At 62.1% G+C, this 20,921-nt stretch carries 21 protein-coding genes; 10 read left to right on the forward strand and 11 right to left on the reverse strand.

Features of this window, described 5'->3' with window-relative positions:
• The first annotated feature begins 91 nt into the window (after nt 1-91).
• The 3 genes from N4264_RS19510 (at nt 92) to N4264_RS19520 (ending at nt 2,553) form a co-directional block, all read left to right on the forward strand.
• A complete protein-coding gene (locus N4264_RS19510; RefSeq protein ID WP_261693906.1) occupies nt 92-358 on the forward strand; it encodes a hypothetical protein in 267 nt (88 codons plus the stop codon).
• A gap of 113 nt (nt 359-471) precedes the next feature.
• Nucleotides 472-1,274 (forward strand): IS5 family transposase gene (locus N4264_RS19515; RefSeq protein WP_261692958.1). Its coding sequence is split into 2 segments (ribosomal slippage): nt 472-799 and nt 799-1,274, totalling 804 coding nucleotides; the frame shifts between segments, so codons are not numbered across the junction.
• Between the two features lie 149 nt (nt 1,275-1,423).
• Nucleotides 1,424-2,553, forward strand: a protein-coding gene (locus N4264_RS19520) for an IS3 family transposase (RefSeq protein WP_261693907.1) whose coding sequence is annotated in 2 segments (ribosomal slippage) — nt 1,424-1,685 and nt 1,685-2,553 — 1,131 coding nt in all. Because the reading frame shifts where the segments join, the coding sequence is not laid out codon by codon here.
• A 220-nt stretch (nt 2,554-2,773) separates the two neighbouring features.
• On the opposite strand, the gene N4264_RS19525 is transcribed toward N4264_RS19520, so the two are convergent.
• The 7 genes from N4264_RS19525 to tnpA all read right to left on the reverse strand — a co-directional run bounded on the left by N4264_RS19525 (nt 2,774) and on the right by tnpA (nt 8,445).
• On the reverse strand, nt 2,774-3,103 hold the full coding sequence (locus N4264_RS19525) for a hypothetical protein (RefSeq protein ID WP_261693908.1): 330 nt from the start codon (nt 3,101-3,103) through the stop codon (nt 2,774-2,776).
• Nucleotides 3,104-3,124: 21 nt separating this feature from the next.
• A protein-coding gene (locus tag N4264_RS19530; RefSeq protein WP_261693909.1) for an IS3 family transposase occupies nt 3,125-4,629 on the reverse strand; the annotation gives its coding sequence in 2 pieces (ribosomal slippage) (nt 3,125-4,203 and nt 4,203-4,629; 1,506 coding nt in all).
• A 973-nt stretch (nt 4,630-5,602) separates the two neighbouring features.
• A complete protein-coding gene (locus N4264_RS19535; RefSeq protein ID WP_261693910.1) occupies nt 5,603-5,935 on the reverse strand; it encodes an RHS repeat-associated core domain-containing protein in 333 nt (110 codons plus the stop codon).
• Nucleotides 5,936-5,999: 64 nt separating this feature from the next.
• Nucleotides 6,000-6,113 carry an Imm8 family immunity protein gene (locus N4264_RS25915; protein ID WP_425508353.1) on the reverse strand — a complete coding sequence of 38 codons (114 nt, stop codon included), beginning with the start codon at nt 6,111-6,113 and terminating at the stop codon, nt 6,000-6,002.
• 12 nt (nt 6,114-6,125) lie between these two features.
• Entirely contained in the window at nt 6,126-7,733 is a 1,608-nt protein-coding gene (tnpC, locus tag N4264_RS19540; RefSeq protein ID WP_261692848.1) for an IS66 family transposase, read from the reverse strand.
• A gap of 2 nt (nt 7,734-7,735) precedes the next feature.
• Entirely contained in the window at nt 7,736-8,122 is a 387-nt protein-coding gene (tnpB, locus tag N4264_RS19545) for an IS66 family insertion sequence element accessory protein TnpB (RefSeq protein ID WP_261692849.1), read from the reverse strand.
• Nucleotides 8,122-8,445, reverse strand: coding sequence for an IS66 family insertion sequence element accessory protein TnpA (tnpA, locus tag N4264_RS19550; protein WP_261692850.1), 324 nt, complete (start codon nt 8,443-8,445; stop codon nt 8,122-8,124). Before tnpA ends, tnpB begins: the two co-directional genes overlap by 1 nt.
• 152 nt (nt 8,446-8,597) lie before the next feature.
• Between tnpA and N4264_RS19555 the strand changes: the two genes are divergently transcribed.
• Nucleotides 8,598-9,575 (forward strand): IS5 family transposase, encoded by a 978-nt coding sequence (locus N4264_RS19555; RefSeq protein WP_261693911.1) that lies wholly within the window; start codon nt 8,598-8,600, stop codon nt 9,573-9,575.
• A gap of 128 nt (nt 9,576-9,703) precedes the next feature.
• Here the strand turns inward: N4264_RS19555 and N4264_RS19560 are convergent, their stop codons facing one another.
• Together N4264_RS19560 and N4264_RS19565 are read right to left on the reverse strand one after the other, a co-directional pair.
• On the reverse strand, nt 9,704-9,967 hold the full coding sequence (locus N4264_RS19560; protein ID WP_261693912.1) for an Imm8 family immunity protein: 264 nt from the start codon (nt 9,965-9,967) through the stop codon (nt 9,704-9,706).
• A 980-nt stretch (nt 9,968-10,947) separates the two neighbouring features.
• The gene (locus N4264_RS19565; protein WP_261693913.1) at nt 10,948-11,958 is read right to left on the reverse strand and encodes an isocitrate dehydrogenase; all 1,011 of its coding nucleotides are present in this window, start codon (nt 11,956-11,958) and stop codon (nt 10,948-10,950) included.
• An 89-nt stretch (nt 11,959-12,047) separates the two neighbouring features.
• Between N4264_RS19565 and N4264_RS19570 the strand changes: the two genes are divergently transcribed.
• Nucleotides 12,048-13,202, forward strand: a complete 1,155-nt coding sequence (locus N4264_RS19570; RefSeq protein WP_261693914.1) for a hypothetical protein — start codon at nt 12,048-12,050, stop codon at nt 13,200-13,202.
• Nucleotides 13,203-13,252: 50 nt separating this feature from the next.
• On the opposite strand, the gene N4264_RS19575 is transcribed toward N4264_RS19570, so the two are convergent.
• Nucleotides 13,253-13,579, reverse strand: coding sequence for a carboxymuconolactone decarboxylase family protein (locus N4264_RS19575; RefSeq protein ID WP_261697661.1), 327 nt, complete (start codon nt 13,577-13,579; stop codon nt 13,253-13,255).
• Between the two features lie 41 nt (nt 13,580-13,620).
• Nucleotides 13,621-13,884, reverse strand: coding sequence for a glutaredoxin 3 (gene grxC / locus N4264_RS19580; RefSeq protein ID WP_261693915.1), 264 nt, complete (start codon nt 13,882-13,884; stop codon nt 13,621-13,623).
• Between the two features lie 176 nt (nt 13,885-14,060).
• Between grxC and N4264_RS19585 the strand changes: the two genes are divergently transcribed.
• From N4264_RS19585 to ppk1, 5 genes are all read left to right on the forward strand, one after another.
• Nucleotides 14,061-15,737, forward strand: coding sequence for a M48 family metalloprotease (locus tag N4264_RS19585; RefSeq protein WP_261693916.1), 1,677 nt, complete (start codon nt 14,061-14,063; stop codon nt 15,735-15,737).
• A 48-nt stretch (nt 15,738-15,785) separates the two neighbouring features.
• A complete protein-coding gene (gene phoB / locus N4264_RS19590; RefSeq protein WP_261693917.1) occupies nt 15,786-16,475 on the forward strand; it encodes a phosphate regulon transcriptional regulator PhoB in 690 nt (229 codons plus the stop codon).
• Between the two features lie 78 nt (nt 16,476-16,553).
• A complete protein-coding gene (gene phoR / locus N4264_RS19595) occupies nt 16,554-17,867 on the forward strand; it encodes a phosphate regulon sensor histidine kinase PhoR (RefSeq protein WP_261693918.1) in 1,314 nt (437 codons plus the stop codon).
• Entirely contained in the window at nt 17,864-18,799 is a 936-nt protein-coding gene (locus tag N4264_RS19600; RefSeq protein WP_261693919.1) for a phosphate ABC transporter substrate-binding protein, read from the forward strand. Before phoR ends, N4264_RS19600 begins: the two co-directional genes overlap by 4 nt.
• A complete protein-coding gene (gene ppk1, locus N4264_RS19605; RefSeq protein ID WP_261693920.1) occupies nt 18,796-20,883 on the forward strand; it encodes a polyphosphate kinase 1 in 2,088 nt (695 codons plus the stop codon). Before N4264_RS19600 ends, ppk1 begins: the two co-directional genes overlap by 4 nt.
• The last annotated feature ends 38 nt before the right edge of the window (nt 20,884-20,921 follow it).

The following is a 20,921-nucleotide window of genomic DNA, read 5'->3' on the forward strand; positions in this document are numbered from 1 at the left end:
TCTCCGCGCCGCACCGCCGGACGATGAACGGATGTTCATCGACGGTCGCCGGCGCACTACAGCACCGGCTGCGCCCAGGCGGTGGCGGGGCATGACTCGAACACTGGACCGATCGGAGCGAATCGCTTCCAGCCCGATCGCCGCCGACGCCGGGAAACTGCGCCAGGGCTTCCAGCCGTTGTCATACACACGCTCGATCATCGTGCGTCCGTCCGAGGAGATCGCCAACTGCTTAGTGAACGGCGTTTCCACGTCCGGATTCGACTGGTCGAAGGTACTGATGTCGGTCACCGCACCGCACGTTCCCCGCTGCAAGGTTGTGCTTCACCAGCAAAGCGATGGCGTCGGATCTCGGTAAGCGATCCATAAACCCTGAACTTGCCCCGGTTTCCCGGACACCGGCCTAAGAGTTCCTAACAAAACGCCGCGTAGTCTACAATGCGTCAGCCACAAAGAGTTGAGTGCTGACGGATGAGTAAGCTTGAGATCAAGGACGATCTGTGGGACGTGATTCGGCGGCTACTTCCGCCGGAGCCAGATCGCCCGAAAGGTGGTCGGCCAAGAGTGCCGGATCGTGCTGCCATCAACGGCATCGTGTTTGTCCTGAGGACGGGGATTCCATGGGAGCATTTGCCGCTCCGGCTAGGCTATGGATCCGGCATGACCTGCTGGCGACGGCTGCGAGACTGGCAGCAGAGCGGTGTTTGGGATCGATTGCACAAGGAACTGTTGCGGCGGTTGCGTAGCTACGATCAGATCGACATGTCGCGAGTGAGTGTGGATGCAGCGAGTGTTCCTTCCCCCCGGGCGGGGAGGAAACCGGTCCAAATCCTACCGATCGAGGAAAGTTGGGGTGCAAAAGGCACGTTGCGGTCGATGCCAGGGGCACGCCGCTCTCGTTCCTCATCAGCGGCGCGAACACGCACGACAGCAAGTGCTTCGAAGCCGTAGTCAATGCGTTACCTGCGGTTGGTGGTCTTCGAGGGCGTCCTCGGCGATGGCCAGACAAGGTTCATGCTGACAAGGGATACGACTACGAACATTGCCGACACGCGTTACGGCACCGTGGAATCGTCCAGCGTATCGCTCGGCGAGGCGTCGAATCTAGCCAGCGACTGGGCAAGCATCGTTGGGTCGTCGAAAGAACGTTTGCTTGGCTCAACCGATTCAAACGCCTTCGCATCCGGTATGAGCGCCGCCCTGAAATCTATCTGGCCTTCGGATTGCTCGCTTGCTCATTGATCTGCTGGCGTGCGATTGAACGGTTTTGTTAGGCACTCTAAGCGACTTCCGGAAGCTCGTACTGTTCTGGACTGACGTAGCCCAGGGTGGAGTCAGAGCTGGCTCCGCAATTTCGGACAGCAGCTTAAGTGGGAATCTGCTCCAATGACGAGGCGCCGAGGCGCCCAGAAAGGAGCAATCGATGAAACGTACCCGCCGGAAGCACTCGGCAGAGTTCAAAGCCAAGGTGGCGCTGGCGACCTTGAAGGGGGACCGGACGCTGCCCGAGTTGGCCAAGCGATTTGACGTCCACCCGAATCAGATCACGCAGTGGAAGGCGCAGCTGCTGGAGAAGGCCGCAGAGGCCTTTGGCGGCTCGCAGGAGCGAGAACCCACACCAACCGTGGATGTGAAGGCCCTGCAAGCCAAGATCGGCCAGCTGACGATGGAGAACGATTTTTTGGCCGTCGCGCTCGGTCGTCTGGACGATGCGAGCGCCAAGCGATGATCGATCGCGATCATGTCCTGCCGGTGAGCCGACAGGCGGAAATACTGGACCTATCGCGATCGAGCGTGTACTACCTGCCGCGATCGACGTCGCCTGCCGACCTGGTGTTGATGCGCCGGATCGATGAGCTTCACTTGGAGCACCCGTTCGCCGGTGCGCGCATGCTGCGTGATCTGCTGCGGCAAGAGGGTCATGTCGCGGGACGACGGCACATTGCCACGCTGATGCGCAAGATGGGCATAGCAGCGCTCTACCAGGCTCCCCGTACGAGCACGGCCAATCCGGCACATCGAATCTATCCATATTTGCTGCGCGCATTGAGGGTTGATCGTCCCAATCAGGTCTGGTCGACGGACATCAGCTACATTCCAATGGCAAAGGGATTTATATACCTTTGTGCAGTAATTGACTGGTACACGCGCCGGGTCTTGGCGTGGCGATTGTCCAACACGATGACGACTGACTTCTGCATCGATGCGCTGCAGGAAGCGCTTGATCTACACGGCAAGCCGGAGATCTTCAACACAGACCAGGGAAGCCAGTTCACCAGCGAATCCTTCACCGGTCTGTTACAGCAAAACGGCATCCAGATCAGCATGGACGGCAAAGGCGCATGGCGTGACAACGTCTTCGTCGAGCGACTCTGGCGAACGGTCAAATATGAAGAGGTATACTTACATGCCTACGAATCGATCGCCCAGGCAACGCAGCGTTTGACCCGATACTTCACGTTCTATAATCAACGCCGACCGCACAGTGCTCTTGACGGACGCACGCCGGACGACGCCTACTTCACTGCGCTGCCGCAAAAGAAGGCCGCGTAACTCCGCAGACTCTCACTTAACAACGACGGGAAGTTGTCCTAACAAGCGGAGCCACCTCTGTCGTCGAATTCGATGGCGAATACCGCCGGATCAACTATCGTCTCCACCACCATCGCACGACCGTTGAGGGAACATCACGAAGTGCCATATCCCTTTCCTCCGGATACTGCCACTGGCGCCGGTGAAAGCTGTCGATGCCGCCTTTACTTAGCGGTTTGACTCAATGAAGCAACCGGTGATCTGCCAGGATTCTCAAAGAGCGATGCCTGATACGTTGTGGCAATTGTGGCGAATTCATCAATAGCGTCAGGGGATCGACAAACTGAGAGCTGAACATCCCTTCTTCAATACGCCGTAATCCGAGGTCAATCCAATAGGGCGACTCACTCTGCAGGCCAGAAACAATAGCTGTCTCGAACGGCAGGCTGGTGATCAGCTCTCTACCTGCATCTTCGCCAGCACTGATCCGAAGCTGATCGCAAACGCCAGCGTAACTGCGCTCGAGCAGTATTAGCCACGCAGTAGACGGCACGCCGGCGGTACACGTCAAGCTACTTGTCGCCTGCTTTGATCAATTGACCAACTTATCCGGATTGAGCGTCACGGCCCCCGTGGGCGACCAGTCGCGAACACCGCGAGACCATCGACGCGGATTCTGTGCTCGCGCCGATTCGTACAGGTGGTGACGGGCACGCAAGATGGCATGGTCCTCGCCACGATGACGTTGGGCTGGCGTAACGAACTGAATGCCGCTATGCCGATGCTCGCCGTTGTACCAATGGACGAAGTCAGCTGCCCACCGACGAGCGGCCTGGATGTCGCCAAATCCTTCCGGCGGATATCCGGAGCGGTACTTGGCGGTTCGGAACAGTGACTCGGCGTACGCGTTGTCGTTGCTCACGCGCGGACGTGAGTACGAAGGCGCGATGCCAAGCCATTGCAGCATGGCCAGCACTGTCGTTGCCTTCAGGCTGGCACCATTGTCGCCATGCAGGACGGGTTTGTTCAGTGCCGTGTGCACGCCTTCGGCCAGCGCGACGCGTTTAGCCAGGTGGGCGGCGTGCTCACCGGATTCGACCTGCTGAACCTCATGACCGACGATATGCCGGCTGTAGATGTCCAGGATGAGGTAGAGATAGAACCATTGGCCTTTCACGCGTGACGGCAACCAGGTCACGTCCCAGCACCAGACTTGGCCAGGCGCGGTGGCAATATGGGTTGTCGGCTCTTTGCGCCGTTCTGGCGCTTTCGCGCGACCGCGGTGTGTGGTCTGCTGGTTATGGCGCAAAACGCGATGAAAACTCGATTCGCTGGCGACATAGCGGCCCTCGTCAGCCAGTCGCGGGACGATCTGCGCCGGCGGCAAGGCGGCAAATCGTGGTTCGTTGGCGATCTCCAGAATCGCTGCACGCTCTTGCGACGTCAGTGCATGTGCCGGCACAGGCCGCACGGCCATCGGGCGACGGTCACCGGTCTCCAACCCACCGTCGCGGCGCCATCGCTGCAGCGTGCGAATGTCGATCCCGGCCAGCGAACACGCCACGCTCAGGCGGGCACCGCTACAGTGCGCCTCATCAATGGCTTCTACCATCCAACGGCGATCTTCCATCGCGATCATTCGTCCGCGTCCTTGGGGAAGATCGCCTCGAGTTTTTTTGACAGAACCAGCAGTGCTGCCGTCTCCGCCAACGCTTTCTCCTTGCGACGAAGCTCGCGCTCCAGCTCCTTCACCTGACGCCGCTCCGACGGCACCTGCTGTGCAGCGTCCGGCCGCTCCAGGGCTCCTGTCGCGGCAGCACGCCACTGCGCCAATTCGCTCGGAAACAGCCCTTGCGACCGGCACCACGCGTTCTTCTCTTCCTCGCTCATTGCCGCCGTCGTCAGCAATGCCGCAAAGCGCGCTCCGGCTGTCCAACCGCCGTTCTTCTGGCCACTGGCCAGCGCCTCTGCGCGCCACCGCTCCAACGTATCCGCCGAGATGCCGATCTCGCGCGACACCACATTCACGTCCGCACTTTCCGGCGGCAGCAATCGCGCTACCGCCCGGTCCCTAAACGCCTTTCCGTATCGAGCCACGTTCTTGTCCTTCGCCCCAGGGGTACGATTCTATCGGGGCGACAAGTAGTCTGACGTAAGGGGCCGGCATCAAGGACGCGAAGACTTGTTCGCGCAATAGAAACCCACTTGCCGTCGCGCGTTATTCCGATGTCCGGTCCAACGTCTGGCGGCCGAATCAGCCTGGCGAACTGATCGCTTCTACCTTCTTCCAACTCAAGAACCTCCCACAGTTCGAAAGGTAAGCGCTCAAGGGCCTGCTCGATGCTCATTCCCGCTCCTAATGGCACTTCATATGGGGATGTCTGAACCGCCCCGGCTTTCCCGGAGGCTCCAACTCTTGAGAGGATGGAGCCATGAATGCGGATTTCACCCTAAGCCGGGCCACAGTTTCACACCATGCCGGGCCACCATTTCACGTGATGCCGGGCCGAGGTTTCACGGCATACCGGGCCGGTCTTTCGTAGCCGGGCTGGTGGAGTAAAGCAGCTCCGGGACAACCCGCTACCGTCACGACTTTCCCGGATGAGGAGAGACGACGGTGGCGCAAGGCCAATGTGCATCCGGATTACCACATCGACGGCGCCGCTGCCGGCGCAACCGATCCAGAAGAGCATCGCCAGTCCCGCCACTGTGGCAAGCGCACCAGGACCTGTCGGTACACATACATCTCGAACCTCCGGTTGCTCATCGCCGCCTCCCCGACAAATGGCCGGAAGGCTCCCGAAACCGAACCTAAGCCTCCGCCCCCGCTGCCACCGCCCGCGGGGAGTTTGGCAGACGCAGACGCACCATTGTTATCAACTACGTAGGACGTTGACATACCATACGCCGCGCCAACTCGCGCCATGTGGTTCTCGCGCGGATCGGAAATGTGGTCAGCGCCTGTATCGCTACCCATTTTGGAGCACTCATACCCCGTAGGATCCGTCCCACTCAACGGATTGTTGAGGATATAGCTATACGGATTGAGGCTCTGCGAGTTCGCCGGGAACTAAATGAACGGATCCACCAACAGGAAGCGGCCCAGGTTGTAGTCGTAGGCACGTCCATTCATGTGGATGATGTCGGCGGCGCCGATGTGCTCGTGACCGGTGAAGCCATTGTGCGTGGTCGGTTCGAGCAGGGTCTGCCCCTCATCCATCCCGGTGCGCTGGCTGAAATCGCGATTGCGCGCCTTTCCGAAGATGTCGAAGGAGAGCTGAGTGCCACGGGTGCCGTCGGAGAAGCGGCCGGATTTGTCGAGCATGCCCAGCGGTGAACCGAGGCGATCGGTCGTCCGGTACTGCACGGTGTAGGTGTGTGCAGCGGCCTGTTGCGGCGTCATCAGGACGACCGGCTCAACCGCGGTTGGCACCATTTGCCTACTCGGAGTCTCAAACCGTCATGTGTCAGGGTTGATAGTCTTCAAACTCCCACTGCCCGATTCGAGCTACTTTCTGAGCAACCGCTTTCCAATCCCCACCGATGCATCGCTCGCAGTAGCGACGTATTTCACGTTCAATCGTAACCGTTAACTACCGGACGTACTTGCCACCTTCCCGCTGCAGCGTGTAGAGGATGGATCGAAGCGGGGCGTCAGCGAAGTGCTGTTTCCAAAGTCTGGGCGTGAGCTCATGAACGCGTGAAGCGGGATGTTGGCCGACGCGCTGTAGGACGTCGACGAGGTAGGTGTAAGGATCGATGCCGTGTAGCTGGCAGGTAACGATCAGGCTCTGCACGATGCCGACGTGCTTGGCGCCCAGCTCTGTCCAACAGAAGAGCCAATTGCGGCGTCCCATGGGGATGGGCCGCAAGCTGCGTTCGAGATGATTGGTGTCGATCGGTACATCGGGATCGGTCAGGTAGACCGACAGCGCGACACGCCGTTCCCAGGCATAACTGAGTGCCTTGGTGAAGGGATTGCTGGGTAATAGGTCTGGTCGTCGTCGTTGTTGTTCGACCCAGTCAAAGAACCACTCGATCCGGGGTTTGCTGTGCGTGGCGCGGAAGTTCTGTTTGTCTTCGGCGGCAAGATTTCGATCGCGTATGTCTTGCTCGATTTCGTAGAGCGCGCCGATCAGCTCCAGCGCTTGTGCGGTGCCCTCGGGGTCGCTGCTCTGCGCGTCAAAGAACTCACGACGGCAGTGCGCCCAGCATTGGGCATGCGTGACGCCGGTTTGCTGCGCGTAGCGCGCATAGGCGGCGTAGCCGTCGGACACCAGCACGGCGTTGTCGCGCTGATGCAGACCCAGCGTTTGGGCGACCACGGTGTGCGCTCGTGTAGTGGCGAATGGGAAGCACACCTCGTCCTTGTCGCCGTATACCGGCCAGAAGTAGCCGGTTTTCATCTTGCCCTTGCCGGCCTGTCCGGCCTTGATCGGCGTCTCGTCCATCGCGATCACGCGACTGTCGCGGATCGAGGTCAGCTGCGCCTCATAGATCGGATACAGCAACGCACAGATCTGCTGACTGAGCTGGTTGAGCCAAGGGCGGCTCACGGTAATGCCGGCATCGCCCAGTTGCTGGTGTTGGCGATAGAACGGCAGGTGGTAGCGGAATTTGTTGACCAAGAGGCCCGCGCAAAAGCTCACATCGGCGCGGCTGCCCTCGAGCACGCCGGAAGGCGCGGGCGCGCACAACAGTTCACCCGTATCGCGTTGCTTGTACACCGGCCGCACGTATTTGATCACCACAAAGCTGGCCGGCTGCTGCGCCACCCGGAAGCTCTCTTTGTCGCCGATGTGCTCATACGCATCCGGCGCGAGCGCATCCATCCGCGGTGTGGTGACGACCACCGTATACATCGGTACACGTGATTCGTCGAAGAACGGTACGCTCTCGCTCTGCGCCGCATCGGTACGCGGTTTGCTCCGAACATGGGCAGGCACAACCTGTGACGACGCCGGCAATGACGCAATCTTTGCCGGATCGATCAGCATCGCATCAAGCGCCATCTGCGCCGGGTTGTCGATCAAACGGCGCTCACTTTTCTGGCCAAATATCTGGCGCTTGAGCCAGTCCAATTCGTTCGCCAGCGTGTCGATCCGATTCGTCAGTGTGCCAGCCAGATCGACCACCTGCTGCGGGCTCATTTGAGCCGCTTCAGACAGTGTCAATGTCGCTGCTGGCGAAGGACGTTTCATGGTCATAGCGTACGCGATTGTGTACACGATGTATCGGCATTCCCGCGCTGCAAAACGTAGCGTTTGCGCCTAGACGTATTCGCTACATCGATCCCTTCAAGCAACAGCTTCAACGCCGTCCAGTCCATCTCGCGCGATCGCACCTTGCGCCAATCACGGATGAAACAACCGCGCTCCAACCGCTTGCTCCACACGCACCAACCGCTGCGGTCGAAGTACAGCACTTTCGTCTGCGTACCACGCCGGTTCACGAAGACGAACAGCTGTCCGCTCAGCGGATCACAGCGCAGATCGGAACGCACCAAAGCGCTCAATCCGTCGAACGACTTGCGCATGTCCGCCGGATGGCCATACAGCTGCACGCGGATCTGGCCTTCCGGAAAGAACATCAGCCGCGCACCACGTGAATCACCAGGCCACCGCCCAGATCCAGCCGGATCTCCGTGCGAAGACTCGCTCCCGAAATCGGCGACGATGCGGCACTGGCACCTACCACACCCAAATCCACGAAAGGCGACTTACGCGATGAAGCCGCCGGCGCCAAACGCGAATCGACCAGCAAGCCACGCCACCGATACACACTGGCCGCACTGATCCCTTCGCGCTCGCAGAACGCCGCGACCGAAAGATCGCTGCGCTCCAATCGCGACAACACCTCTCGCCACTGCGATTCGCTGCGTCGAATCCGAATACCTGCCGCCTTGCTCGCCATACCTCATCTCCACTCGTCTCGACACCCGTCGTGTCGGCGCCCATTTTCGGGGCTTCGCGCGAGAGGGGAAGGACGCCGGGGAGTTAAGGAAGGTCTGAACAAGTCCGACCCGATTGTGTTGAGATAGTACCCTCCCACACAAAGGCACGCGCATGGACCAGATGAGCTTCGGCGACTCCGAGTATGCGAGCAAGCGCAAACGGACCCGCCGCGAGGTGTTTCTGGCAGAGATGGAGCAGGTTATTCCCTGGACGATCCTGCTGAACTTGATCGAGCCGGTGTATCCGAAGGCTGGCAATGGGCGGCGACCGTATCCGCTGAAGGTGATGCTGAAGATTCATCTGATGCAGAACTGGTTCGGGCTGAGCGACCCGGCGATGGAAGAAGCGCTGTACGAGATCGCGTCGATGCGCCAGTTCGCGAGCCTATCGTTGACGAAGCCGATCCCGGACGAGACGACGATTCTCAATTTCCGGAGGTTGCTGGAAACCTACGAGCTGGGTGCCGATATTCTGGCTCGAGTGAACGGCTATCTGTCGCGCAAAGGGCTGATGCTCAAGCGCGGAACGATGGTGGACGCCACGATCATCGCAGCACCGAGCTCGACGAAGAACGCCGGAGGTGAACCGGAGATGCATCAGACGAAGAAGGGGAATGAGTGGTTCTTCGGCATGAAGGCGCACATTGGCGTGGATGTCGACTCCGGACTGGTGCACACGGTGACGACAACCGCAGCGAACGAAGCGGATGTGAATGAAGCGGAGTATCTGCTGCACGGCAAGGAAAGCGTGGTCTATGCCGATGCCGGTTACACGGGCGCGGACAAGCATTCGTCGCGCCGAGGATTGGACTGGCAGATTGCTCGTCGACGCAGCAGCGTGAAGGCAATGCCGGAAGGACGCCAGAAGCGTGCGATCGAGAAAGCGGAGAAGCGCAAGGCGAGTATTCGCGCGCGCGTGGAGCACCCGTTCCGTGTCGTGAAGCGTCAGTTCGGCTACGTGAAGGTGCGCTTCAAGGGACTGGCGAAGAACACGGCGCAGATCCTGACGCTGTTCGCGCTATCGAATCTGTGGATGGCGCGAAAGCGATTGCTGGCGATGACGGGCGAGTTGCGTCCGAAGGTGGCATAGCGCGTTAAAAAGGCTGCTATTTGCAGCCTTTGCAAAGCAATCTCGTTCGCTCTGAACCGATTTTCATCACCACCGGCATGCGACCGAGTCTTCAGACAAGCAGTTTTCGAGGCTTGTTCAGACTTTCCTTAACGCTTACGTTCAATCAACGCAAAATCAAATTCCAGCACAATGAGCATATGTCGACCCCATACAGCCCGCTCTGCGCTGTATTGGTGCTTTATCCAGTCAGGCGTACAAACCAGAACATCAAATGACTCGGCAGCCTCCTCGCCCTCCGGGCCAACCAGGAGCCGAACAGAAAGCGCGAAGTTGCTCGGATCACCAGGCCAATAGTCCTGGAGCGGGACTTCGGTCTCAATTGAATAGATCTCTTTCAGAATTGCTCTCATGGCACGATATTCAGGTGACCGTCGCCAACAACTTTCGGCAGACCTCGGACCATCTCAAGCCTCTCAAAGTTTGCTTGCACGCCTGTAGTGGCAAAGGGGCTACGCTTCGGTGAAGGTGGACGCAATGTCCTCAATCCGTCGCTGCTAACCAGCGTCTTTCCATCGCTCGCCAGCCGGTAGTTCGGACCCCAGGCCCTTCCGAGCCGATCAGGATCCCTGGCTCTCGCGGTGCCAGCTCACCCCGAGGCTCATCAGCCAGCTGATGATACTCGTCATCAGCGTCGTCAATCGTCCACCCGCCTTGCAGCAGACCCTCCCTCTCGGCCAGCGACACCGCTGCAAGGCTGTACTTCACCAGCAAAGCGATGGCGTCGGATCTCAGGGCTTTCAGAGCCCATTCCTCGCGCTCGCGAAGCGGCCCTTAGCTTACCCGCCATCCGGGCTGCCGTGCGGCAGTGCCAAACACGCCTGAACAGCGTACCGTCCGGCCCCGCCACATTCCCCAGCCTGATCCACTGATCGATGCTTGCCGCTCAATTTTCAGGAGCGGCAAGCATGCGATTGACAAAAGCGGAGTTCTGGCAGCGTTACGCCGACGGCTGGCGATCGAGCGGTCTGACGCAGGAGCAGTACGGCTAGAAGCACGGGATTAACGCGCTGACGCTAGCGCAATGGAGTCACGCACTCAAACGCAAGTCCTCGCGCAAGGCGGCGAAGCGCCAGCCAGCTCGCTACACGCGTCAATCAAAAGCCTCTCGACTTCGCCACAGGACTCATCGATCCCTCTGCCACTTCGCAATGAGTCGAGGAGATCCGTCGTAGCACGCCCCAGTTCTCGCTCGGAATTTTCCAGCTTTGCCCGGGCCCGGGCCGAAATGGGCGTGGACCAAACGCCTGCGACTCCTGCCGCTACCTCTACAAACGCAGAAAAAAAAACGGCGCCATCGGCGCCGTGTTTTTTCTATTGCTGCCGTTACCGATCAGGCACGCAGCGCGTCGATCAGTGCATCGGCAAAACTGTCGGTCGTTCCGGTGCCACCCAGATCAGGCGTGACGCGGTCTTTCTTCGCGACAACCGTACGGATGGCCGTTCGGACGCGCTGGGCCTGTTCTTCCAGGCCGATGTGGCCGAGCATCTGGCAGGCGGCGAGAAGCAGTGCGCAGGGGTTGGCGATACCCTTGCCGGCGATGTCGGGAGCAGAGCCGTGGACAGCTTCGAAGATGGCAGCTTCGGTGCCGATATTCGCGCCGGGGGCGAGGCCCAGGCCGCCGACGAGACCGGCGCACAGGTCGGAGAGGATGTCACCGAAAAGATTGGTGGTGACGATGACGTCGAACTGGTGCGGATTCATCACCAGCTGCATGCAGCAGTTGTCGACGATCATTTCGTTGCACTGGATTTCCGGGAACTGCGCAGCCACTTCGCGCGCCACCTTCAGGAACAGGCCCGAGGTGGTCTTCATGATGTTGGCCTTGTGCACCACCGTCACTTTCTTGCGACCCTGGCGGCGGGCCAGCTCGAAGGCGTAGCGCACGATGCGCTCGGAACCGCGGCGGGTGACCTTGATCTGCGACAGGGCGGTGTCGCCGTCTTCGGAGAGCACCTGGCCATCGGACCCGTAGGCGCCTTCGGTGTTCTCGCGCACGGTGATCAGGTCGATGTCTTCGTAGCGCGCCTTGGTGCCGGGGATGGTGATGGCCGGGCGTACGTTCGCGTACAGGTCAAAACGCTTGCGCAGCTCGACGTTGAGCGACGAGAATCCCCCTCCGATCGGCGTGGTCAGCGGCCCCTTGAGGGCCACGCGATGGCGGGCGATGGCTTCCATCGTCGCCTTCGGCAACAGTTCACCCTGCTGCTCCTGGGCAATCAGGCCGGCTTCGACGAATTCGTAGCTGAGTCCAGCCTTGAGTTCGTCCAGCACGCGCAGCGTTGCGTTCATGATCTCCGGGCCGATTCCGTCGCCACGGATGACGGCAATTGTCTTGCTCATTGGGGAACTCCAGACTGCCGAAACTTGCCCATAAGGCAGGAAACTTAGCATTATCGGTCATATAGCCCAGCCCCCACAACCGCAGGCCGATGCGACTTTGGTACCCACAGCAGGCGTTTCCCCTTGGCTTCCGGCTGCTTCTGCTGCTGGCCGCCCCGCTGTGTGCGGCGACCGCGTCCGGCATTGAGCCGGTGTTGTCACCTAACAGCCGAAGCCCGGAGATCCTGATCGAAGCGGTGGATGGCGGCGCCAATGGCCCGCAGTTGCGTCTCAAGGGCATGTGGCCGACACCCTGCCTGCCCAGCCTCCGCGACGTGTCCCTCGAAGGACCGGAGCTGAGTATCCGGCTCCAGTCGCGCAAACGGCTGTGCACGCAGATGCCCATGCCGTTCGAGCTGACGGTTGATCCCGTCGCCGCCCTGGGGCAGAGCCTGGCACCGGGCGCCTATCACGTGAGCGTGCTGGCGGCGAACTACCCGCAGACGACGGACGAGTTGCGCGCATTCCGGATTGTCCAGCTCGGCACCTCGTCGGTCGTCGCCAATCCGGGCCCAGGTTTCTGGTGGCCGGAATCGGCTGGCACCGGCAGCGACGTCGCCGGCATGAGCTTCGCCGTAGAAGTGCAAGGCAACACCGTCGCCGTGTCGCTGCTGGGCTATGCGCCCAGCGGTGACCAGGCGTGGTATTTCGGCACCGGGACGCTCAATGGCACCAGCGCCGAGATCGACCTGGTGGCCACGCGCGGCGGCAGTCCGGTGCTGGCCTACGGCGAGGGCAAGCCGAGGCCAGCCGACTCGCTGGTCATGCACCTGGAGTTCGTGAGCAATGCCCGCGCCAGCGTGTGGCTGGGGCAGTACGTCGACGGCGAGCACCAGCCGCGCCTGGATCTGCGGCCGCTGTCGCTGGTCCATCTGCCCTTCACGACCGGCACCGAGGCGACCAGTTGGCAGGGTGAATGGATCCTTCTGGGCGCGCAACCGGGCAATCCACGGTCGGCCGAGCGGGTGACGTTGCAGGTGTCCGGCATGCGGGATGCGCTGCAGTTCCGCCTGATCGGCGACCACGGGCTGGTACTGCAATGCCGGCGCGACCAGCGCTCGCCACAGCTGCCGCCGGTGGCGTGCCGATTGATGGACGCGACGGGCGTCCTCGTCGCCGATTTCGATTCCGTCGGCGTCAACCGGCTGGATGGTCGCAACGCGACCGACACCGCCGTCCAGCTGATCCGCATCGATCGTCGCTGACCCTCGCACAACGCCGCGTCCAGGCGCGACGTTGCCAGTCCTGCGCGGGATCAGTCCTGAGTCGCCGCCGTCTCGCCGCCGCCTTCGAGCTGGTCCAGGAAATCCACCGCACGACGCAGGTGGGGAATCACGATCGAACCGCCTACCACCAGCCCGACGCTGAACACTTCGAAGAATTCATCGCGGTTTACGCCAGCTTCCCGGCACTGCGCCACGTGGTAGCTGATGCAATCGTCGCAGCGCAGCACCATCGATGCGACCAGACCCAGCATCTCCTTGGTCTTCAGGTCGAGAGCACCTTCCTTGTAGGTCTGTGTATCCAGTGCGAAGAAGCGGCGTACGACCTGGTTGTCCTGCGCCAGGATGCGCTCGTTCATCCGTTTGCGGAATTCGGTGAATTGCTTGACGCGGTCATCCGTCACGAGGTTTCTCCGACAATTTCGGCGAGCTTGCCGCTGCGATCGGCGGCAACGAGGTCGTCGTAGCCGCCGACGTGGGTTCCGTTGATGAAAATCTGCGGCACTGTCCGTCGCCCTGCCGCGCGCGTGAGCATTTCGTCGCGCCGCGCCGGATCGGTGTCGATGCGCATTTCTTCGTAACTGAGTCCCTTCATCTTCAGGACGTTCTTCGCTGCCACGCAATACGGGCAGATCGCTGTCGTATATATTTCAACTTTTACCATTACCTGGTGCTCCCATATGCCATCTCGCCATACCTAGGCCCCGCGCCGCGAACGCAGCAACCGACGCGGCACCGGCGTCGAGCGAAACCGTCGCTAAACAGGCCCACGCCGGGCGTGGCCCGGGAACCTGGGGTGAGTTAAGGTGTCGCACTGCCATCCGAACTGCCCGTGTTCCCATGTCTCCACGCTATTGGCTCGCCTTCCTTCTGGCCTTCGGCTCTACCGTGGCCTCGTCCCGGGAAAATGGGGTCCGATTGCCCGACATCGGAAGTTCGGCCGCGGAAATTCTCTCACCGCAGCAGGAACGCGCCTATGGCGCCAGCATGCTGCATGAGCTCCGGTCGATGGATCTTGTCCTCGATGATCCTCTTCTTTCAAGCTATATCAATGACTTGGGATTCCGTCTGGTGGCCCACAGCGACAAGCCCGACCACGGCTACACCTTTTTCGTGGTGCGCGATGGCGCGATCAATGCGTTTGCCGCTCCCGGCGGCTTCATCGGTGTGAATGCCGGCCTGATCACCACGGCCACGACGGAAAGCGAAGTGGCCGCCGTACTGGCGCACGAAATCGCCCACGTCACCCAGAACCACCTGCTGCGCGCGTTTGAAGATTCCCAGAAGACCTCCCTGCCGATCGCGCTGGCAATCCTGGGGGCTTTGATCGCCTCCCAGGGCAGCAGCGGCGACGCGGCCCAGGCCGCCATCGTCACGGGCACGTCGCTGATGCAGCAGCGCCAGATCAATTTCACGCGCAAGGATGAAATCGAGGCCGATCGCGTCGGCATCCAGACGCTGGCCCGCTCGCAGTTCGACCCGGACGCCATGGCCAGCTTCTTTGCCCGTATGGAACGCACCCTGCGCCCGGGCGGTGGCGGCCATATTCCCGATCTGCTGCGCACGCATCCGGTCAACACCGATCGCATCAGCGACGCCAAGGCGCGCGCGGCCTCGATGGCCAGCGAGGAGATTGCGGCAGTCGCAACACCGCGGCTGTCCGGCCTGCCCAGCCTGAACGGGCCGGCCGATGACGATACCCTGACGCCCCTGGCGCCCGGTCCGAAACGCCGCGCAGCGGACGCCGCCGAGCGGCATGCGTACTTCCTGATCCTGCGCGAACGCGCCCGCGTCCTGGCTTCGGACCAGCCGACGGCACTGGCGGCCTATTACGCCACCAACCGCAAAGACCAGGCCGATTTCGACACCGTCGCGAATCGCTACGGCCACGCATTGGCCCTGCTCCGTGCGGGCCAGCCAGGTGAGGCGCGCGCCATCCTGACCGGGCTCGTGGCGGGCCATTCCAGCGTCCTGCCGTTCCAGCTGGCCCTGGCACAGGCCGAGGCCCGGACCGGCGATCGCACCGATGCGCTCAACCGCTACGAGCGCCTGCTGGCCAATTCGCCGGACAACGCGACAATCAACCTGTCGTTCGCACAGACCCTGATTGAGGACGGCAAAGTCGCCAGCGCCCGGCGCGCCCAGGATCTGCTGCGCCCGATGATGGCGGAAGAAATCGACGATCCTGAGATCTATCGCGTCTTCGCCAGAGCGTCGGAACTTTCCGGCGACAAGATCCGCGCCGCCGAGGCCTACGCCGATGTCGCCCTGCTGAACGGGCGGCTGGAAGACGCGCTCAACCAGCTCAAGGCGCTGTCGACCCGGCGCGACCTCGACTATTACCAGCGCTCCCGGATCGAGGCACGTATCACGGAAGTGACACCCTACGTGCTCGAACTGCGCCGCCGGGGGATCAAACCGCAGGATCAAGGGCGCCTGGCGCCCGCTTTTTCCTGCGAAGACACCTCGACTTGCGCCGCCATGTCATCCCGGCGTAACAATCCTGCATTGCAATAATGCGGCTGTAACGAAAGCGTCGCGCCGCGGCGCAACCGGCCCGCAACCGTGCAGAAACGCATACTGATCGTCGAAGACGAAACCGCCATCCGCGACATGGTCGCCTTCGCCCTGCGCAAGGCGGGTATGGACCCGATCCATGCCGCCGACGCGCGAATTGCCCAGTCCGCCATCGCCGAACGCGTGCCGGACATGATTCTCCTGGACTGGATGCTTCCCGGCATGAGCGGCCTGGAGTATGCCCGGCGCCTGCGCAAGGAAGACCTCACGCGCGAAGTCCCCATCATCATGCTGACCGCACGCGGCGAGGAAACCGACCGCGTGAACGGCCTGGACGCCGGCGTCGACGATTATGTCGTCAAGCCGTTTTCGGCACGCGAGCTGATCGCCCGGATCAAGGCGGTCATGCGCCGCACCCACGGCGACGAGGGCGACGGCGTCGTCGAGCAGGGTGGCCTGCGGATCGACGGCGCGGCCCATCGCGTCTACGCCGGCGACCAGACCGTACAGATCGGTCCGACGGAATACCGGCTTCTGCATTTCTTCATGACACATCCGGAGCGCGTCTATTCGCGCAGCCAGCTGCTTGACCAGGTGTGGGGTGGCAGTGTCTATGTCGAAGAGCGGACGGTCGACGTCCATATCCGTCGCCTGCGCAAGACGCTCGAACCCTACAAGCTGGAAAACCTGGTGCAGACGGTGCGCGGCGCCGGCTATCGTTTCTCGGTGACGCCCTGAATCGCCTGCCGCCCGCATGAATGCCGCTAGCCGGACGCCACCGCTCCTCACGCGAGCCCCCACGAATGGATCACCGTCATGACGGGCGCATTCGACCGCGCGTGGCAGATCAGCCTGTGGCGCATCGCATGCCTGTTTGTCGTGGCTCTGGTCATCGGCATCCTGCTTGACGCCATTGGCCTGACGCTCTTCGCCGCCAGTGTCGCCGTGCTCGCCTACGGTCTGTGGCGCATGCGCCAGCTGTACCGCTGGCTCGCCGGCCGGTCGCGACGCGCCCCGGTCGATGACGATGGCATCTGGGGCGCGACCTATCGCCTGCTGGCACGACGGCAACGTTCCGAGATCGCGCGCAAACGCCGCCTGCTGCGCCTGCTGCGCGCCTTCCGTACCACGGCCGCTGCCCTGCCCGACGCCACGGTTGTTCTCGCCGACGATGGCGCCATCCTGTGGTTCAACACGGCGGCCACGCGCCTGCTCGGGCTGAGCTATCCACACGATGTGGGCGGTCATTTCTCGAATCTGGTCCGCTCCCCGCGCGTCACGGCGTGGCTGGACACCGACGGTAGCGAGAACCTGCTGGACATCCCCGCGCCCACGGACGATGCGATCCGCCTGGGGCTGCGCCTGATACCGTATGCCGAAGGCCAGCGGCTGCTGGTCGCCCGGGATATGTCGAAATTGATGCAACTGGAGCAGGTCCGTCGCGATTTCGTGGCCAACGTGTCGCACGAACTGCGCACGCCGTTGACCGTGGTGCACGGCTACCTGGATCTGATCGAACCCGACCAGTTGCCGGAACTCGAGCCGATCCTGGCCGAACTGCGCGGCCAATCGCGCCGGATGACGCAGATCGTGGAAGACCTGCTCACGCTGTCGCGGCTGGAGGCGCAGGACAGCCTGCCGCAGGAACGCGTGGCCATGGGCGCGATGCTGCGCACTCTCAAGCGCGAAGCCGATGCATTGAGCCAGGGGCGCCACACCGTGACGGTCGAGTCGTCGACAGATGTCGACGTGCTGGGCTCGACCAAGGAGCTGCACAGCGCCTTTTCAAATCTCGTCACCAATGCCGTGCGCTATACGCCGGCCGGTGGTCAGATCCGCATTCAGTGGCTGGCGCGCGGGCACGAGCCTGTATTTGCGGTCAGTGACACCGGCCAGGGAATCGCGCCGGCTCACCTGCCGCGTATCACGGAACGCTTCTACCGCGTATCCACGAGCCGATCGCGCGACAGCGGCGGAACGGGGCTCGGGCTTTCCATCGTCAAGCACGTTCTCCAGCTGCACCAGGCCCGGTTGACCATCGACAGCGAAGTGGGCGTGGGCAGTACGTTCTCTTGCGTATTTGGCGTCGAACGTGCGCTAGAGCCGGCCGCTATCGGCGACGAAGCATGAAACCGCGCGGCATCATCGGAATGTGGCGGCGCATCGCGCTCGGCGTTCTGATGACCGCTGCGGCAGCAGCCCCCGGTGCGGCGCCAGTCAACCTGGTAAGCGTCGGCTCGGACACCTTGGGCGACCTGATGCTGGCCTGGGTGGACGCCTTCCAGGCAGCGAATCCGCAGGTGCGGATCCAGATCCAGACGCCGGGTTCAGCCGGTGCACCAACGGCGCTTGCCGTCGGCTCAGCCGAGCTCGGCCCGATGAGCCGAGCGATGACGGAAGCCGAAGAAGCGAGCTATCGCCGCTATCGTGGACACGCCCCCGGCCGCATCCAGATCGGCCTGGACGCAATCGCCATATTCGTGCATCCGGATAACCCGATCGGTTCGCTGTCGTTGCAGGATGTGGACGCGGTGTGGTCGCAGACACGGCGATGTGGACGCGGCTCGCCCATTGCCGCGTGGAGCGATCTGGCAGTCGCCGCGCCAGCGCTGATCAATCGTCCGATTCTGCGGATCGGGCGCAATACGGCATCCGGCACCTTTGAGTTCTTCCGGGATGTAGCGCTCTGTGAAGGGGTTTATCGGGATGATGTGGTCCAGCTTGCCGGAGCCGGTGCGATCGTCGCGGCGGTGGCGCAGCAGCCGCACGCCATCGGACATGCTGGCGTCGGCCACGTCAACGCTTTGGTAAAGGTGTTGCCGCTGCGCGACGGCAAAAATGTTGTTGCGCCCACGCCCGAGAATATCGAAAACGGTCGCTACCCACTGGCGCGGCCGCTCTATATCTATTTCAATCGGGGAACGGACGGTCGCCCTTCCGAGGCCTCCCTGCGGTTTTTGCAATACGTCTTGAGCGGGCCGGCGCAGACTCTGCTGGAACACCAGGGGTTCGTCGCGCTTTCGGCCCAAGCTCTCGCCGAACAAAAGGAGCTTGTCCAATGACACTTCTCAACGCGGCGATGACGCGCGACCTGAAGGATCCGTCGCTTTACCTCAATCGCGAGCTGGCGCAGCTGGAGTTCAACTTCCGCGTGCTGGCGCAGGCCTATGACGAGCGCGTACCGCTGCTTGAACGCCTGCGTTTCCTGTGCATTTCCAACACCAACCTCGACGAGTTCTTCGAAGTTCGGGTGGCTGTGCTGCGGCAGCAGCTGGCATTGGGCACGCCGATGCCCGGTCCCGACGGCCTGGGCCCGACCGAGGTGCTCTCGCGCATCCGTTCGCGCGCGCTGGAGCTGGTCCGCGCCCAGTACGCCTTCTGGAACGACACCCTGCTGCCGGCGCTGGGCATCGAAGGCATCCGCTTCGTCACGCGCGATCGCTGGACAGTCAAGCAGAAACGCTGGCTGCAGGGCTATTTCCAGAACGAGATCCTGCCGGTGCTCTCGCCGCTGGGACTGGATCCGGCGCACCCGTTCCCGCGCATCCTCAACAAGAGCCTCAACCTTGCCGTCGTGCTCAAGGGCAAGGACGCCTTCGGGCGCGAAGGGCACATGGCGCTGGTGCGTGCGCCTCGCTCGCTGCCGCGCATCATCCGGCTCCCCGCGGAAGTCGCCGAGTCGCCCTACGATTTCGTGTTCCTGGCCGGCATCCTGCAACAGTTCATCGACGAGATGTTTCCGGGCATGCGCGTGGAGGGTTCGTACCAGTTCCGCGTGACGCGCAACAGCGAGCTGGTCGTCGACGAAGACGAAGTGGAGAACCTCGCCGCGGCCTTGTCGGACGAGCTGGCCGGCCGCGGTTATGCACATCCGGTACGCCTGGAAGTGGCCGAATCCTGCCCGAAGGCCATCACCGACATGCTGATGGCGAACTTCCAGCTGACCGACCAGGATATCTACCGCTGCGCCGGCCCGGTCAACATTAACCGCATCATTGCCATCTACGACCAGGTCGACCGGGCAGACCTGAAATTCCCGAAATTCACGCCGCGCGTGGCGCCGGCCTTCGTGGGCACGCCGGCGGTCCTGGATGCCGTGCGCGAGCAGGACGTGCTGCTGCACCATCCGTTCGAATCCTTCGGCGCGGTGATCGAACTGGTGCGCCAGGCCAGCCAGGATCCGGACGTACTGGCCATCAAGCAGACGCTGTACCGCGTCGGCGACCATTCGCCGCTGGTGAGCCATCTGGTCGATGCCGCGCGCAATGGCAAGGACGTCACCGTCGTGGTGGAACTGCGTGCGCGCTTTGACGAAGAGGCCAATATTCGCTTGGCGAACCGGTTGCAGGAGGCCGGCGTGCAGGTCGTGTATGGCGTCGTCGGCTACAAGACCCACGCCAAGATGCTGCTGATCGTACGCCGCGAGGAAGGTAAACTTCGCCGCTATGTACACCTTTCTACTGGCAACTATCACCAGATGACGTCCAAGGTCTACACCGATTTCGGCCTGATGACCGCCGACCCGGATATCGGCGAAGACGTCCACAAGATGTTCCAGCAGTTGTCAGGCCTGGGCACCGTGATCAAGCTCAAGCGTCTGATGCAGTCGCCCTTCACCCTGCACAAGGGTCTGCTCACCAAGATCGAGCGTGAGATCGCTCATGCTCGCGCGGGAAAACCGGCACGCATCATCGCGAAAATGAACGCACTCAACGAAGCAGGCGTGATCGAACAGCTCTACGCCGCCTCGTGTGCAGGCGTGCAGATCGACCTGATCGTGCGCGGCGCCTGCGCGTTGCGGCCACAATTGCCCGGTGTTTCGGAAAACATCCGCGTGCGCTCGGTGGTCGGCCGGTTCCTCGAACACAGTCGCGTGTACTGGTTTGCCAATGACGGCCAGCCGGAGATCTTCTGCGCCAGCGCCGACTGGATGGAACGCAATCTGCTGCGACGGATCGAAACCTGCTTTCCAATTCTCGACAGCGTGCTGGCCCAGCGGGTGTACGACGAGGCGCTGGCCAATTTCCTGGCCGACAACACCCAGGCCTGGGTGCTCCAGCCCGATGGCACCTATACGCAGTTGCATCCCCAGGACGAGATGCCGCACGCGGCCCAGCTGGCCTTGGTGGCCAAGCTCAGCATGTAGGACAGCCGCGGCGCAGACGGCGTCGCGTCGTGGCAAAA

The organism is Tahibacter amnicola, assembly GCF_025398735.1.
Taxonomy (GTDB): domain Bacteria; phylum Pseudomonadota; class Gammaproteobacteria; order Xanthomonadales; family Rhodanobacteraceae; genus Tahibacter; species Tahibacter amnicola.

Coding starts and splice junctions, on each gene's coding strand:
- N4264_RS19510 (WP_261693906.1), top strand. CDS start 92: ATGACTCGAACACTGGACCGATCGGAGCGAATCGCTTCCAGCCCGATC.
- N4264_RS19535 (WP_261693910.1), bottom strand. CDS start 5,935: ATGACGCCGCAACAGGCCGCTGCACACACCTACACCGTGCAGTACCGG.
- tnpC (WP_261692848.1), bottom strand. CDS start 7,733: ATGAAACGTCCTTCGCCAGCAGCGACATTGACACTGTCTGAAGCGGCT.
- tnpB (WP_261692849.1), bottom strand. CDS start 8,122: ATGTTCTTTCCGGAAGGCCAGATCCGCGTGCAGCTGTATGGCCATCCG.
- tnpA (WP_261692850.1), bottom strand. CDS start 8,445: ATGGCGAGCAAGGCGGCAGGTATTCGGATTCGACGCAGCGAATCGCAG.
- N4264_RS19555 (WP_261693911.1), top strand. CDS start 8,598: ATGGACCAGATGAGCTTCGGCGACTCCGAGTATGCGAGCAAGCGCAAA.
- N4264_RS19560 (WP_261693912.1), bottom strand. CDS start 9,967: ATGAGAGCAATTCTGAAAGAGATCTATTCAATTGAGACCGAAGTCCCG.
- N4264_RS19565 (WP_261693913.1), bottom strand. CDS start 11,958: ATGAGCAAGACAATTGCCGTCATCCGTGGCGACGGAATCGGCCCGGAG.
- N4264_RS19570 (WP_261693914.1), top strand. CDS start 12,048: ATGCGACTTTGGTACCCACAGCAGGCGTTTCCCCTTGGCTTCCGGCTG.
- N4264_RS19575 (WP_261697661.1), bottom strand. CDS start 13,579: ATGAACGAGCGCATCCTGGCGCAGGACAACCAGGTCGTACGCCGCTTC.
- grxC (WP_261693915.1), bottom strand. CDS start 13,884: ATGGTAAAAGTTGAAATATATACGACAGCGATCTGCCCGTATTGCGTG.
- N4264_RS19585 (WP_261693916.1), top strand. CDS start 14,061: ATGTCTCCACGCTATTGGCTCGCCTTCCTTCTGGCCTTCGGCTCTACC.
- phoR (WP_261693918.1), top strand. CDS start 16,554: ATGACGGGCGCATTCGACCGCGCGTGGCAGATCAGCCTGTGGCGCATC.
- N4264_RS19600 (WP_261693919.1), top strand. CDS start 17,864: ATGAAACCGCGCGGCATCATCGGAATGTGGCGGCGCATCGCGCTCGGC.
- ppk1 (WP_261693920.1), top strand. CDS start 18,796: ATGACACTTCTCAACGCGGCGATGACGCGCGACCTGAAGGATCCGTCG.